10 protein-coding genes are annotated in these 13,432 nt (G+C 68.5%); 7 read left to right on the plus strand and 3 right to left on the minus strand.

Features of this window, described 5'->3' with window-relative positions:
* Positions 1-47: 47 nt before the first annotated feature.
* From IT779_RS17905 to IT779_RS17935, 7 genes are read left to right on the plus strand one after another with little or no spacing between them, the layout of a single operon-like run.
* Positions 48-1,772: an acyclic terpene utilization AtuA family protein gene (locus tag IT779_RS17905; RefSeq protein WP_196150484.1), complete on the plus strand. Its 1,725-nt coding sequence runs from the start codon at positions 48-50 to the stop codon at positions 1,770-1,772.
* Entirely contained in the window at positions 1,769-2,947 is a 1,179-nt protein-coding gene (locus tag IT779_RS17910) for an acyl-CoA dehydrogenase family protein (protein WP_196150485.1), read from the plus strand. The genes IT779_RS17905 and IT779_RS17910 overlap by 4 nt, the downstream gene beginning before the upstream one ends.
* Entirely contained in the window at positions 2,944-4,542 is a 1,599-nt protein-coding gene (locus IT779_RS17915) for an acyl-CoA carboxylase subunit beta (protein WP_196150486.1), read from the plus strand. The genes IT779_RS17910 and IT779_RS17915 overlap by 4 nt, the downstream gene beginning before the upstream one ends.
* Positions 4,543-4,550: 8 nt before the next feature.
* Positions 4,551-6,551 carry an acetyl/propionyl/methylcrotonyl-CoA carboxylase subunit alpha gene (locus tag IT779_RS17920; RefSeq protein ID WP_196150487.1) on the plus strand — a complete coding sequence of 667 codons (2,001 nt, stop codon included), beginning with the start codon at positions 4,551-4,553 and terminating at the stop codon, positions 6,549-6,551.
* 16 nt (positions 6,552-6,567) lie between these two features.
* The gene (locus IT779_RS17925) at positions 6,568-7,728 is read left to right on the plus strand and encodes an acyl-CoA dehydrogenase family protein (RefSeq protein WP_196150488.1); all 1,161 of its coding nucleotides are present in this window, start codon (positions 6,568-6,570) and stop codon (positions 7,726-7,728) included.
* Positions 7,729-7,751: 23 nt separating this feature from the next.
* The gene (locus IT779_RS17930) at positions 7,752-8,522 is read left to right on the plus strand and encodes an enoyl-CoA hydratase family protein (RefSeq protein ID WP_196150489.1); all 771 of its coding nucleotides are present in this window, start codon (positions 7,752-7,754) and stop codon (positions 8,520-8,522) included.
* A gap of 5 nt (positions 8,523-8,527) precedes the next feature.
* Complete coding sequence (locus IT779_RS17935; RefSeq protein WP_196150490.1) at positions 8,528-9,139, plus strand: TetR/AcrR family transcriptional regulator; 612 nt, start codon at positions 8,528-8,530, stop codon at positions 9,137-9,139.
* Positions 9,140-9,394: 255 nt separating this feature from the next.
* On the opposite strand, the gene IT779_RS17940 is transcribed toward IT779_RS17935, so the two are convergent.
* From IT779_RS17940 to IT779_RS17950, 3 genes are all read right to left on the minus strand, one after another.
* A complete protein-coding gene (locus tag IT779_RS17940; protein WP_196150491.1) occupies positions 9,395-11,428 on the minus strand; it encodes a glycosyltransferase family 39 protein in 2,034 nt (677 codons plus the stop codon).
* A complete protein-coding gene (locus IT779_RS17945; protein ID WP_196150492.1) occupies positions 11,425-12,705 on the minus strand; it encodes a bifunctional glycosyltransferase family 2/GtrA family protein in 1,281 nt (426 codons plus the stop codon). Before IT779_RS17945 ends, IT779_RS17940 begins: the two co-directional genes overlap by 4 nt.
* Positions 12,706-12,787: 82 nt before the next feature.
* Positions 12,788-13,429 (minus strand): SAM-dependent methyltransferase, encoded by a 642-nt coding sequence (locus IT779_RS17950; protein WP_196150493.1) that lies wholly within the window; start codon positions 13,427-13,429, stop codon positions 12,788-12,790.
* Positions 13,430-13,432: the final 3 nt, after the last annotated feature.

A 13,432-nucleotide genomic window follows, 5' to 3' on the forward strand; every position in this document is an offset into this window, starting at 1 on the left:
ATGCGGTCGCGTGCGGTGCGTTCGCCGCACAGGGAGGCGAAAGCCGAATGGGTAAGCCTGCCGCCGATCCGGACGTGATCCGCATCGGCAACTGTTCCGGGTTCTACGGCGACCGACGTTCCGCCATGCGGGAAATGCTCGAAGGCGGGCGGCTCGACGTGCTCACCGGCGACTACCTCGCCGAACTCACCATGCTGATCCTCGGCCGCGACCGGATGAAGGATCCGAGCCTCGGCTACGCGAAGACGTTCCTCGCCCAGATCGAGGAATGCCTGGCTCTCGCGTTGGAACGCAAGGTGCGCATCGTGGCGAACGCGGGCGGGCTGAATCCGGCCGGACTGGCCGAGAAACTGCGCAAGGTGGCCGCTGAACTGGGGCTCGACGCCGCCATCGCGCACGTCGAAGGCGATGATCTGCTGCCGCGCGCGGAAGAACTCGGGCTCGGTGCACCACTCACGGCCAATGCCTATCTCGGCGCGTGGGGCATCGCGGCCTGCCTCGATGCGGGCGCGGATGTCGTGGTGACCGGGCGGGTCACCGACGCGTCCGTCGTCGTCGGTCCCGCCGCCGATTATTTCGGCTGGAGCACAACGGATTACGATGCGCTCGCGGGCGCCGTTGCGGCCGGTCACGTGATCGAGTGCGGCACTCAGGCCACCGGCGGCAATTACGCCTTCTTCACCGAACTCGCCGACCTCGGCCGCCCCGGCTTCCCGATCGCCGAGATCCGCGCCGACGGCAGCAGCGTCATCACCAAACACGAAGGCACCGGCGGATCGGTGACCGTGGATACGGTTCGGGCTCAACTGATGTACGAGATCCAGGGCGCGCGGTACGCGGGACCGGATGTCACGACGCGGCTCGACAGCATCGCGCTGAGCCAGGAGGCGCCAGATCGGGTGCGCATCGGCCCGGTCATCGGCGAGCCGCCGCCGCCCACGCTGAAGGTCTCGCTCAATACCATCGGCGGCTTCCGCAACGAGATGGAATTCGTGCTCACCGGACTCGACATCGAAGCGAAAGCCGAACTCGCGCGCCGCCAATTGGAATCCTGGCTGCCGGTGCGCCCGGCCGAGCTGGACTGGACGCTCGCGCGGCTCGACCGTCCCGACGCCGACACCGAGGAAGGCGCGAGCGCACTGTTGCGGTGCGTGGTGCGCGATCCCGATCCGAACAAGGTCGGGCGTGGATTCTCCAATGTCGCTGTCGAACTCGCGCTGGCGAGTTATCCGGGCTGCACCTTCACCACCCTGCCGGGCAACGGGTCGCCCTACGGGGTGTTCATGGCGGGCTACGTGGATGCCGCCGAGGTGGCGCACATCGCGGTCCTGCCGGACGGTACGCGGGTCGACATCGTGCCGCCGACCCGCACCGCCGCACTCGAGCCGGTGCCCGAACCCGAACTCCCGCGACCATTGCCACGGGGGGCGACCAGGCGCGCGCCGTTGGGTGAGATCGCGTTGGCCCGCAGCGGCGACAAGGGTGGCGACGCGAATATCGGTGTGTGGGTGCGCACCGAGGAGCAGTGGCGCTGGCTCGTGCACGCCCTCACCGTCGAGGAATTGCGCCGACTGCTGCCCGAAGTCGGTGAACTGCCCGTCACCCGGCACGTGCTGCCCGACCTGCGAGCCGTCAACTTCGTGGTGTCGGGGCTGCTCGGCGAAGGCGTGGCCTATCAGGCGCGATTCGACCCGCAGGCAAAGGGACTCGGCGAGTGGTTGCGCTCCCGATACGTCGACCTGCCTGTCGACCTGCGCCGTGTTTCCGCATGACATCGAACGACGAGGCATCGACCGTGAATTCACCGTGGACCACCCGGGAACGGCGTGAATTACGCGCCACTGTAAGGGCTTTCGCCGAGCGCGAGATCCTTCCCTATCTCGACGACTGGGAGCGCGATGGCGAGATCCCTCGCGAATTGCACAAGAAGGCAGGCGAACTGGGGCTGCTCGGCATCCAGTTCCCCGAAGCCTGCGGCGGTTCCGGCGGTGACGGTATCGACGCCACGATCGTCTGTGAGGAACTGCATCAGGCCGGATGCTCCGGCGGACTGTTCGCCTCCCTGTTCACCTGCGGCATCGCGGTGCCGCACATCATCGCCTCCGGAAACCGGGACCTGATCGACCGTTTCGCGAAGCCGACGCTCGCGGGCGAGCTCATCGGGTCGCTGGCCATCACCGAACCCGGCGGCGGCTCGGACGTCGGGCATCTCACCACCACCGCGCGCCGCGACGGCGACCACTACATCGTGAACGGCGCCAAGACCTACATCACCTCCGGCTGCCGCGCCGATTTCGTGGTGACGGCGGTGCGCACCGGCGGCCCCGGCTCCGGCGGCATCTCCTTGCTCGTGGTCGAGCGCGGCACACCGGGTTTCACCGTCAGCCGCAAACTCGACAAGATGGGGTGGCGCGCCTCCGATACGGCCGAACTGTCGTATGTGGATGTGCGGGTGCCGGTTTCCGATCTGGTCGGCCCGGAGAATTCCGGATTCCTCCAGATCGCGGGCGCGTTCGTGAGTGAACGCGTCGGTCTCGCGGTGCAGGCGTATGCGCAGGCGCAGCGGTGCCTCGATCTCACCTTGGACTGGGTGCGTGCCCGCGAGACCTTCGGGCGCCCGCTCATCAGCAGGCAGGCGGTGCAGAACACGGTGACCGAAATGGCGCGGCGCATCGATGTCGCCAGGGTGTACACGCGGGAGGTCGCACGGCGCAGCGCCGAGGGTGAGACCGACCTCATCGCGGAAGTGTGCTTCGCCAAGAACACCGCGGTCGAGGCGGGCGAATGGGTCGCCAACCAGGCCGTGCAGTTGTTCGGCGGACTCGGCTATATGCGCGAATCCGAGGTGGAACGCCAGTACCGTGACATCCGCATCCTCGGCATAGGCGGCGGCACCACCGAAATTCTCACCGGACTGGCGGCGAAGCGATTGGGGTATCAGTCATGACGGTATTGCGCAGCGCGCTGGACAGCGGGTCGGCGGAATATCTCGCGGCCGCCGCGGCGATGGACGGGAAACTCACCGAGATCGAGGGCGAATTCGCCAAGGCCGTCGCGGGCGGCGGACCGGACAAGCTGGCGCGGCATCGCAAGCGCGGCAAACTCACCGCGCGCGAACGCATCGAACTGCTCGTAGACGAGGATTCGCCGTTCCTCGAACTGTGCCCGCTCGCGGCCTGGGGCAGCGAATTCCAGGTCGGCGCCAGCGTGATCGCGGGCATCGGCATCGTGGCAGGCGTCGAATGCGTGATCGTCGCGCCCGATCCGACGGTGCGCGGCGGCACCTCGAATCCGTGGACGCTGCGTAAGAATCTGCGCGTCAACGATATCGCCATGGAGAATCGGCTGCCGGTGATCGGACTCGTCGAATCCGGCGGCGCGGATCTGCCGACGCAGAAAGAGGTCTTCGTGCCCGGCGGCCGGATGTTCCGCGACCTGACCAGGTTGTCGGCGGCGGGTATCCCGACCATCGCACTGGTCTTCGGCAATTCCACCGCGGGCGGGGCCTATATCCCCGGCATGTCCGACTACACGGTCATGATCAAGGAGCGTTCCAAGGTATTCCTCGGCGGGCCGCCGCTGGTGAAGATGGCCACCGGTGAGGAATCCGACGACGAATCCCTCGGCGGCGCGGAAATGCACGCCAGGGTCTCCGGACTCGCCGACTACCTGGCCGCCGACGAACAGGACGCGATCCGCATCGGCCGGTCCATCGTGAAACGCCTGAACTGGACCAAACGCGGTCCGCGCCCGCGCGCCGAGGTACTAGAGCCCCGATTCGATCAGGAAGAACTGCTCGGTATCGTGCCGAGCGATCTGAAGATTCCGTTCGATCCGCGCGAGGTGATCGCGCGGGTGGTGGACGACTCCGATTTCGACGAGTTCAAACCGCTCTACGGCAGCAGCCTGGTCACCGGATGGGCGGAACTGCACGGATATCCGGTGGGCATCCTCGCCAACGCGCGCGGCGTGCTGTTCTCCGAGGAATCCCAGAAGGCCGCGCAGTTCATCCAATTGGCGAATCGGAAGAACACGCCGCTGCTGTTCCTGCACAACACCACCGGCTATATGGTCGGTCGCGAATTCGAGCAGAAGGGCATCATCAAGCACGGGGCGATGATGATCAACGCGGTCTCCAACTCGAAGGTGCCGCACCTCACGCTGCTGATGGGCGCCTCCTACGGCGCCGGGCACTACGGGATGTGCGGGCGCGCCTACGATCCGCGGTTCGTCTTCGCTTGGCCGAGCGCCAAATCCGCGGTGATGGGCGGCGCGCAACTGGCCGGTGTGATCTCGATCGTCGGGCGCGCCGCGACCGAGGCCAAGGGGTTGCCGTTCGACGAAGCGGCCGACGCGGGGATGCGCGCGGCGATCGAGGCGCAGATCGAGGCGGAGTCACTGCCCATGTTCATGTCGGGGCGGCTCTACGACGACGGCGTGATCGATCCGCGCGACACCCGCACGGTATTGGGAATGGCCCTGTCGGCCGTCCACAATGCCCCGATCGAAGGCGCCGACGGTTTCGGCGTCTTCCGGATGTGAGGCAAGACATGACGGTGCTTGTCGCCAATCGCGGCGAGATCGCGCGGCGGGTGTTCGCCACCTGCCGCCGCATGGGTATCGGCACGGTCGCGGTGTATTCCGACGCCGACGCGGCGGCCCCCCACGTCGCCGAGGCCGATGCCGCGGTGCGGCTGCCTGGCAATACGCCCGCCGAAACCTATCTGCGCGGTGATCTCGTCATCGAGGCGGCGCTGTCGGCGGGTGCGGAGGCGATCCACCCCGGCTACGGATTCCTCTCGGAGAATGCCGATTTCGCGCGGGCGGTGATCGCGGCGGGGTTGACCTGGATCGGTCCGTCGGTCGAGGCGATCGAACAAATGGGTTCGAAGGTCGCGGCCAAGAAGATGATGGACGCCGCGGGTGTTCCGGTGCTGGCGGAACTCGATCCAGCCCAGGTCACCGCCGCCCAGCTGCCGGTGCTGGTCAAAGCGTCGGCGGGTGGCGGCGGACGCGGTATGCGGGTGGTGCGCGAACTCGCCGAGTTGACACCGCAGATCGAGGCCGCGCGCCGCGAGGCGCAGTCCGCGTTCGGCGATCCGACGGTGTTCTGTGAGCGTTACCTCGAGACCGGACGGCATATCGAGGTGCAGGTCATGGCGGATGCGCACGGTCGCACGTTGGCGGTGGGTGAACGCGAGTGCTCGATCCAGCGCAGGCATCAGAAGGTGGTGGAGGAGGCGCCGTCGCCGCTGGTCGAGCGCACACCGGGGATGCGGGAGCGGCTGTTCGAGGCGGCGCGGCTGGCCGCCGAGGCCATCGGTTACACCGGGGCGGGCACCGTCGAATTCCTCGCCGACGAAGCCGGGGAGTTCTTCTTCCTGGAGATGAACACCCGCCTCCAGGTGGAGCATCCGGTGACCGAATGCACCACCGGACTCGATCTGGTTCGCCTTCAGATCGAAATCGCCTCCGGGGCAGCGCTGCCCGAGCGGCCGCCCGCCATGCGCGGACATTCGATCGAGGTCAGGCTCTACGCCGAGGATCCGGCCAACGACTGGCAGCCACAGAGCGGAACTGTGCATCGTTTCGAAATACCCTCGGTGCGAAGCGAGTTCGAGTTGTTCGACGGTGCGGGCGTGCGTCTCGACACGGGGGTGGTCGACGGGTCGGTGGTCGGGGTGCACTACGACCCGATGTTGGCCAAGGTCATCTCCTACGCCGAAACCCGCACCGAGGCAGCGCGACTGCTCGCCGCGGCGCTGCATCGAGCCCACATTCACGGGCTGGTGACCAACCGCGATCTGCTGGTTCGCGTGCTACGGCACCCGGCCTTCCTCGCGGGCGACACCGACACCGCGTTCTTCACCACCCACGGGCTCGACACGCTCGCCGCACCGCTGGTCTCGGAATCCGACGCGGCGCTGTCGATCGTGGCCGCCGCCCTTGCCGACGCCGCGGCCAACCGCCGCGCGGCGCGGGTGGGCGGCGGGTTGCCGAGTGGCTGGCGCAATCTGCCCGCGCCATCGCAGCGCAAGTCCTACGAGGCACGGTCCGGCGAAATCCACGAGGTGGGTTACCGGTTCGGCCGGGGTGGGCGGGTCGCCGTAGCAGGCCACGACGGGCTGGAACTGGTGGCGGCGGAACCGGAACGGGTCGTGCTCGCGGTTCCCGGTGCGCGCGGTCCGGTGCGCAGGCAGTTCGAGGTCGCCCGCTACGGGGATCTGGTGTGCGTGGATTCGCCGCTCGGGCCGGTGAGCGCGCGGCGTCTGCCCCGGTTCAGCGATCCGGCCGATCAGGTCGCGACCGGGTCGCTGCTCGCGCCGATGCCGGGCAGCGTGATCCGGGTCGGCGCGCGGGTCGGTGACCGGGTCGAGCAGGGGCAGCCGATCCTGTGGCTGGAGGCGATGAAGATGGAGCACACCGTCGCCGCCCCCGCCGCGGGCGTGCTCAGCGCCCTCGAGGTGAGCGTCGGGCAGCAGGTCGATATCGGCGTGGTCCTCGCGGTGGTCGACCCCGACACAGCGCCCACCGAATCCGCACAGGCATGAATCAGGAGTACCGAGTATGAGTTTCATCGAATCCGACGAGCGCAAGGCCCTGCGGTCCGCTGTTTCGGCGCTCGCCGCCAAGTACAGCTACCGCGACTACGTGGTGCACAAGGCGCGCAAGAACGAGCCGCTCACCGAATTGTGGGACGAGGCGGGCAAACTCGGCCTTCTCGGCGTGAACCTGCCGGAGGAGTACGGCGGCGGCGGTGCGGGCATGTACGAACTGTCGCTGGTGCTCGAGGAACTGTCCGCGCACGGCGCGGGCCTGCTGCTGATGGTGGTGTCGCCTGCCATCTGCGGCACGATCATCACGAAATACGGTACGGACGAGCAGAAGCAGCTGTGGCTGCCGAAGCTGGCCGACGGCAGTGCCAAGATGGTCTTCGGCATCACCGAACCCGACGCCGGATCCAATTCGCACCAGATCACCACCACCGCGCGCCGCGACGGTGACGACTGGATTCTCAACGGCCGCAAGATCTTCATCTCCGGTGTGGATCAGGCCGAGGCGGTGCTCATCGTGTCGCGCACCGAGGACCACAAGACCGGCAAACTCAAGCCCGCGCTGTTCATCGTGCCCACCGACGCACCCGGTTTCACCAAGGTGGCTCAGGAGATGGACATCATCGAGCCGGACCACCAGTACAACCTGTTCCTCGACGATGTCCGGCTGCCGTCCACCGCGCTGGTCGGCAGGGAGGACGCCGCACTCATGCAATTGTTCGCGGGCCTGAACCCGGAGCGGATCATGGGCGCGGCGATGGCCGTCGGCATGGGTCGTTACGCGGTGGACCGCGCGGTGGAATACGCCAAGGAACGCACCGTCTGGAAGACCCCGATCGGCGCGCACCAGGGTATCGCGCATCCGTTGGCGCAGGTCAAGGTCGAAATCGAACTTGCGAAGTTGATGATGCAGAAGGCCGCCGCGCTCTACGACGCCGGTGACGAGATGGGCGCGGCCGAAGCCGCGAACATGGCGAAATACGCCGCGGCCGAAGCCAGTATCAAAGCACTGGATCAGGCCATCCAGACCCACGGTGGCGCCGGGTTGACCAAGGACTACGGGCTGGCCGCCATGTTGGCCGCCGCCCGCATCGGTCGCATCGCTCCGGTGAGTCGCGAGATGGTGCTGAACTTCGTCGCCCAGCATTCGCTCGGGCTGCCGAAATCGTACTGATGGCAGCGGATTCGGAGGCTCCCATGACCGACCCCTACGTGCGCTACGAGGTGCGCGACGGTTTCGCGACCCTCACCCTCGACTCACCGCACAACCGTAACGCGCTGTCGTCACGCTTGGTCGGCGAACTGCTGCGTGGCCTCGACGGCGCGGCCGCCGATCCGGATGTGCGCGGAATCGTATTGGCGCACACCGGGAACACCTTCTGCGCAGGCGCGGATCTCAGCGAGGCCGCGGACGCCGATCCGGCGGTGGCCGCCGACGACCGGACCAGGGTGATGATCGGGGTGCTGCGCCGCCTGGTGGAAATCCCCAAGCCGGTGATCGCGCGCGTCGACGGCAATGTGCGCGCGGGCGGCATGGGAATCGTGGCCGCCTGCGACCTCGTCGTCGCCGGTCCCGCCAGCTCCTTCGCGCTGACCGAAGTGCGAATCGGCTTGGCGCCGTTCATGATCTCGCTGACCCTGCTGCCGCGACTCGATCCGCGCGCGGCGAGCCGCTACTACCTGACCGGTGAGAAGTTCGACGCCGCGACCGCCACGGCCATCGGCCTGGTCACGGTCACCGCCGATGACCCCGCCGCCGAGGTCGCGCGGCTGTGCGGGGAACTGCGCAAGGGCGCACCGCAGGGCCTCGCCGAAGCCAAGCGGCTGGTGAACGCCGACCTGCTCGCCGGATTCGACGCCTCCGCCGAAGAGCTCGCGCGGCGTTCGGCGAGCTTCTTCGGAACTCCCGAGGTGCTCGAGGGCATGACGGCCTTCCTCGAGCGCCGCCCGCCCGCCTGGGCAGAATAACGACCATGGCGACACCCCACGAACCCAAACAGGACCGCAGCCGCGCCACCCGGCAGCGCCTGTTGGCGGCGACCATCGACTGCCTGGCCGAAACCGGCTGGGCCGCAGCCACCGTCGCCGTGGTCGCCGAACGTGCCGGCGTGTCCCGCGGCGCCGCCCAACACCACTTCCCCACCAGGGAGGATCTGATCACCGCGGCGCTCGAGTACATGTTCGACACCCGCAACGACCAGGCCAAACACGAGGCCGCCGCACTGTCGGGCCTGGTCGAGGGCGTGGCCCGCACCGAAGCCGTGGTCGCGGGCCTGGTCGAGTCCTACACGAGCGTCCTGTTCAAAGCCGCCCTCCAGGTCTGGACCCACGCCGCCGCCGACCCCGCCCTGCGCGAACGCATAGTCCCCCTCGAAGCCAAGTTCGGCCGCGCCTCCCACCGCCGCGCCGTCGAAGCCCTCGGCGTCGACGACCGCGACCCGGTAGCCCACCACCTCGTCCAAGCCACCCTCGACCTGGCTCGTGGCCTCGGCCTAGCCGATGTCCTCACCGACGACTCCACCCGCCGAAAACAAATAGTCACCCAATGGTCCGCCACCCTCCACACGGCCCTGCACCCGGACTGAAGCAGGGCTGACGACGGTTCGACGACGGCGTGCCGGACCGGAACTGTTCGGCGCCGCCGCCGCGGACCGAGCGCCGTGGTCGGCGCCGGACTTGCCTACGACACGAGGCGCGCCCGGTGCTCGCTCGAGAGCCTGCGTCGATCTCGAAACGGTCAGCGGCGGTGCGTGATATGCGCCGAAGGCTCCTCGCCGCAGGTCACGCACCGCCGCACCGGACCGGCCGTTTCGGGGCCGATCAGGTGCGTTGCGAGCGGGTCAGTGTTGTCGGGTCAGGTCGTAGAGGGTTACGCCGTCCACTTCGGTGGCGGTGAAGTTCTCCTGGACCCAGGTGGTGATGGCTGAGCTGGTCGACTCGCCGCTTCGGTTACCGCCGCCGGTGATGAAGTAGTGGATTTTTCCTTCGGCGACGTACTGCTGGAATTGGGCGAGGGTGGGGGAGGGGTCGCTGCCGTTGAAGCCGCCGACGGGCATGATCGGGAGTTCGGTGGCGAGTTGGTAGCCCGCGGCGCTGTTGGAGCCGATGGTCGCGGCGGCCCAGGTGTAGGTTTCGCTGTCGGATTTCAGGAGGGTGATCACTCGGTCGCTGGGGCGGCTCGAACCGAGGAGTCCGCCCATGGCGCCGGGGCCATCGGCGTTCATGCCGCCGTCCGGTGCGCCGCCGTCGGGGAGATTGCCGCCGTTCGCGGGACCTGTCGCGCCGCCGGGGGCGGGCTGCGTCCCGGCAGCGCGTCGGCCGCCGTCCTGTCCGTCCGGAATCCGGTTCTGGCCCATGGCTGTTCCGTCGTCTCGGCGTCCGTCACCTGGACCGCCGCCGAATCCACGCATACCTCCGGCGTTCGGCCCCGCGGAGGGGATCGCGCCTTGGTGGGCCGAGGTGAGGGTCTGCACGGAGTAGGCGACCGGTCCGGCGAGGCCGACAAGCACCGCGGCCAGCGCCGTGACCACGGCGATCCCGCGCGGGGTCGGGGCGAGGATCGCGAGGGCGGCGAGGATGCCGAGGATCAGGACGGTCCAGCGCAGCCATGGCAGGAAGGTGGCGCTGCGGGAGAGCAGTAGCCAGGCGGTGGCGGTGGTGAGCGCCACCGAGAGGGCGAGGGCGCAGCGCACCGACGGGCGGTGGCGTTCGCGCCACATCTGGACCGCGCTCGCGCCGACCAGCGCCGCGATCGCGGGGGCGAGGGCGACGGTGTAGTACTGGTGGAAAATGCCCGCCATGAAGCTGAACACGAGCGCGGTGACCACAAGCCACCCGCCCCAGAGGATCAGTGCGGCGCGTCGTTGATCGGTGCGAGCGGCCTTGCCACGCAGCAGGATTCCGGCGGCGAGTCCGACCAGCGCGGCGGGGATGAGCCACGCGATCTGACCGCCTTGCGCCGGTTCGAACAGGCGGGTGATGCCGGTGCTGCCCCACATGCCGTTCCCGCCGGCAGGCAGGTCGCCGCCGGGGCCGACGCTGCCGCGCTCGTTGCCGTTGAGGCGGCCGAGTCCGTTGTAGCCGAGGGTCAGCTCCAGGATCGAATTATGATGCGAGCCACCGATCCACGGCCGCGAGTCGGCGGGCCACAGTTCCACGGCCAGCAGCCACCAGCCCGCCGCGACCACCATGGCGGCTCCGGCCGCGAACAGTTGCAGTATCCGTTTGCCGAGCGCGGGCGGTCCGGCGACGAGATAGGCGAGCGCGAGCGCGGGCACGACGAGAAGTACCTGCAATTGCTTTGTGAGGAAACCGAATCCGATGAAGACGCCGGTGAGTACCAGCCATCTGGTTCGGCCTTCGCGGATCGCGTTGGTCATGGCCCATGCGGCGGCGACCATGAGGAACACCAGCAGCGCGTCGGGGTTGTTGAAGCGGAACATGAGGGTCGCCACGGGGGTTACGGCGAGCACGAGGCCGGCGAGCAGTCCGGCGGCGGGGCCGAACGGTTTGCGCACGGTGGCCCACAGCAGTGCGACGGCGCCGACGCCGAGCAGCACCTGCGGGACCAGGATGCTCCAACTGTTCAGTCCGAACATGCGGACCGACAGTTCCATCAACCACAGCGAGGCGGGTGGTTTGTCCACCGTGATGGAGTTCGCGGCGTCGGAGGAGCCGAAGAAGAATGCTTCCCACGACCGCGAACCAGCCTGTACCGCGGCGGAATAGAAGGAGTTGGCCCAGCCGTTGGCGCTCAGGTTGCACAGGTAGGCGATCGCGGTGCCGAGCAGCAGCGCGGCGAGCGCGGGGTATTCCCAGCCGATGGGGCGTTTCTGGACGGCGCGGGGAGCTGCCGGGGTGAGGGTGGCGGTCATCGGTCGCTCACCTCGCGCTGGAATTCCGGTCCGGCGAAGGCGGGCGGGCGCGCACCCGTCGGTGCGGTGTCGCGGAAAACCCAGCGCAGCCCGACGAATCGAGTGACGGTGGCGACGAGATTCGCCAGTACCAGCGCGACGAGTTCCAGATGCACGGAGGCGCCGGGCGCGAGCCGGTGCAGCGCGAACAGCGACCCGCTGGTGATCACGAGCCCGAACGCGAAGATCAGCAGTCCTTGGAACTGGTGGGCGACGACGCCGTGTGCGCCGCGTACTCCGAAGGTGAAGGCGCGGTTGGCGGCGGTGTTGCCGATCGCGGTGAGCAGCAGCGCGGCGAAGTTCGCGACCTGCGGCCCGGCCATCGGCTGGATCAGCAGGTAGAGCAGTGCGTAGGCGAGCGTCGAGCACACTCCGACGATGGCGAAGCGCGCCACCTGTCCGACCATGCCGAGCGGTACGCCGGGCACCAGCGGTTCACGTCCTACCGCGGCCCGCAGTTCCTCGAGAGGTATCGCGCCCGTGGTCAATCCGCGCAGCAGACGCCATACGCCGAGCAGGTCCTTGCGTGCGGTGTCGACGATGTCGACGGTGCTGTCCGGGTCGTCGATCCAGTCCACTGGCACTTCGTGGATGCGCAGTCCGGCGCGTTCGGCGAGCACGAGAAGTTCGGTGTCGAAGAACCATTCGCCGTCCTCGACCAGTGGCAGCAGTCGCCGCGCGATCTCGGTGCGCATGGCTTTGAATCCGCATTGCGCGTCGGAGAATCCGGCCCGCAGCGAGGCGCGCAGGATGAGATTGTAACAGCGCGAGACGAATTCGCGTTTCGGGCCGCGCACCACCCGCGACGCCGCGTCGAGCCTGGTGCCGATCGCGACATCGGAATGCCCGGTGATCAGCGGCGCGACCAGCGGCAGCAGCGCGTTGAGGTCGGTGGACAGGTCGACGTCCATATAGGCGACCACTTGCGCGTCGGAGTGTTCCCACACCGCACGCAGCGCCCGCCCACGGCCCTTGGCGTCGAGGTGCACGACGCGGACCTCGTCGAATTCGGCGGCGAGGTCGCGCGCCACCCGCATGGTGTCGTCGGTGCTGGCATTGTCGGCGATGGTGATTCGAGCCGGGAAGGGGAAGCCGTCGCCGAGGTGGGCGCGCAGTCGGCGCACGCACACCGCGAGATCGGACTCCTCGTTGTAGACGGGGATCACGACGTCGAGTACGGGCGTGATCACCGCTGCGGTCGGTTCCGCACGGTACGCGGCGGTCGCGGTTTCGGTCATGGGACCACCATCGTCAGCCGCGCTACAGCCAGGCCGGCTCTCCGCTGTGAGGTTGCTGTGACCTGGGGGACGCAGCGTGCGCTCAGTCCAGTCGGCGCAGTCGCACGATATTGTCGGCGCGGGTGCCGGTGCGGCCGTCCGGCCAGGTCACCTCGCGTTCGACCTCCTCGGCCGCCTCGACCCGCCACCGCTGTTCGGGCAGGTCGAGACCGGCCAGCACCTCGTCGGTGCTCGGCAGGTGCACATGCGAGTGTTCGTGGTCACCTTCGACGAAGGACGGCCACCCGGCGTGACCGGCGATGAGCAACACCCCGCCCGACGCGACCGCCTCGGCGGCGCGGCGCAGCACCGGAAGGCGTTCGGTGTCGCCGACCGGGGAGTGGAAGAACTGCGCCGACACCAGGTCGAAGGCGCCATCGGGGAAGCTGTGACGCAGGTCGTGCTCCGCGGTGACGATGCGCTCCCCGACACCGGCCTGCGCCGCGTGCTCGGCGGTGCGCGCCAGGGCGGTCGCCGAGATGTCGACGGCGGTGACCTGCCAGCCGCGCGCGGCCAGCCAGATCGCGTCACCGCCCTCGCCGCAGCCGAGGTCGAGTGCGCGGCCAGGCGCCAGGTCGGCGGCCTCGCGCACCAGCAGCGGATTCGGCTCGCCGCTCCAGATCCGATCCCGCTCGGTGTAGAAGGTCTCCCAGAACTCGCGGGCGTCGGTGGTGGTATCGCTCATGCC

Source organism: Nocardia bovistercoris (genome assembly GCF_015674855.1).
Taxonomy (GTDB): Bacteria; Actinomycetota; Actinomycetes; order Mycobacteriales; family Mycobacteriaceae; genus Nocardia; species Nocardia bovistercoris.

Excerpts from the sequence above, each read along its gene's own strand:
- IT779_RS17905 (WP_196150484.1), top strand. The coding sequence starts at position 48 with ATGGGTAAGCCTGCCGCCGATCCGGACGTGATCCGCATCGGCAACTGT.
- IT779_RS17910 (WP_196150485.1), top strand. The coding sequence starts at position 1,769 with ATGACATCGAACGACGAGGCATCGACCGTGAATTCACCGTGGACCACC.
- IT779_RS17915 (WP_196150486.1), top strand. The coding sequence starts at position 2,944 with ATGACGGTATTGCGCAGCGCGCTGGACAGCGGGTCGGCGGAATATCTC.
- IT779_RS17920 (WP_196150487.1), top strand. The coding sequence starts at position 4,551 with ATGACGGTGCTTGTCGCCAATCGCGGCGAGATCGCGCGGCGGGTGTTC.
- IT779_RS17925 (WP_196150488.1), top strand. The coding sequence starts at position 6,568 with ATGAGTTTCATCGAATCCGACGAGCGCAAGGCCCTGCGGTCCGCTGTT.
- IT779_RS17930 (WP_196150489.1), top strand. The coding sequence starts at position 7,752 with ATGACCGACCCCTACGTGCGCTACGAGGTGCGCGACGGTTTCGCGACC.
- IT779_RS17935 (WP_196150490.1), top strand. The coding sequence starts at position 8,528 with ATGGCGACACCCCACGAACCCAAACAGGACCGCAGCCGCGCCACCCGG.
- IT779_RS17940 (WP_196150491.1), bottom strand. The coding sequence starts at position 11,428 with ATGACCGCCACCCTCACCCCGGCAGCTCCCCGCGCCGTCCAGAAACGC.
- IT779_RS17945 (WP_196150492.1), bottom strand. The coding sequence starts at position 12,705 with ATGACCGAAACCGCGACCGCCGCGTACCGTGCGGAACCGACCGCAGCG.
- IT779_RS17950 (WP_196150493.1), bottom strand. The coding sequence starts at position 13,429 with ATGAGCGATACCACCACCGACGCCCGCGAGTTCTGGGAGACCTTCTAC.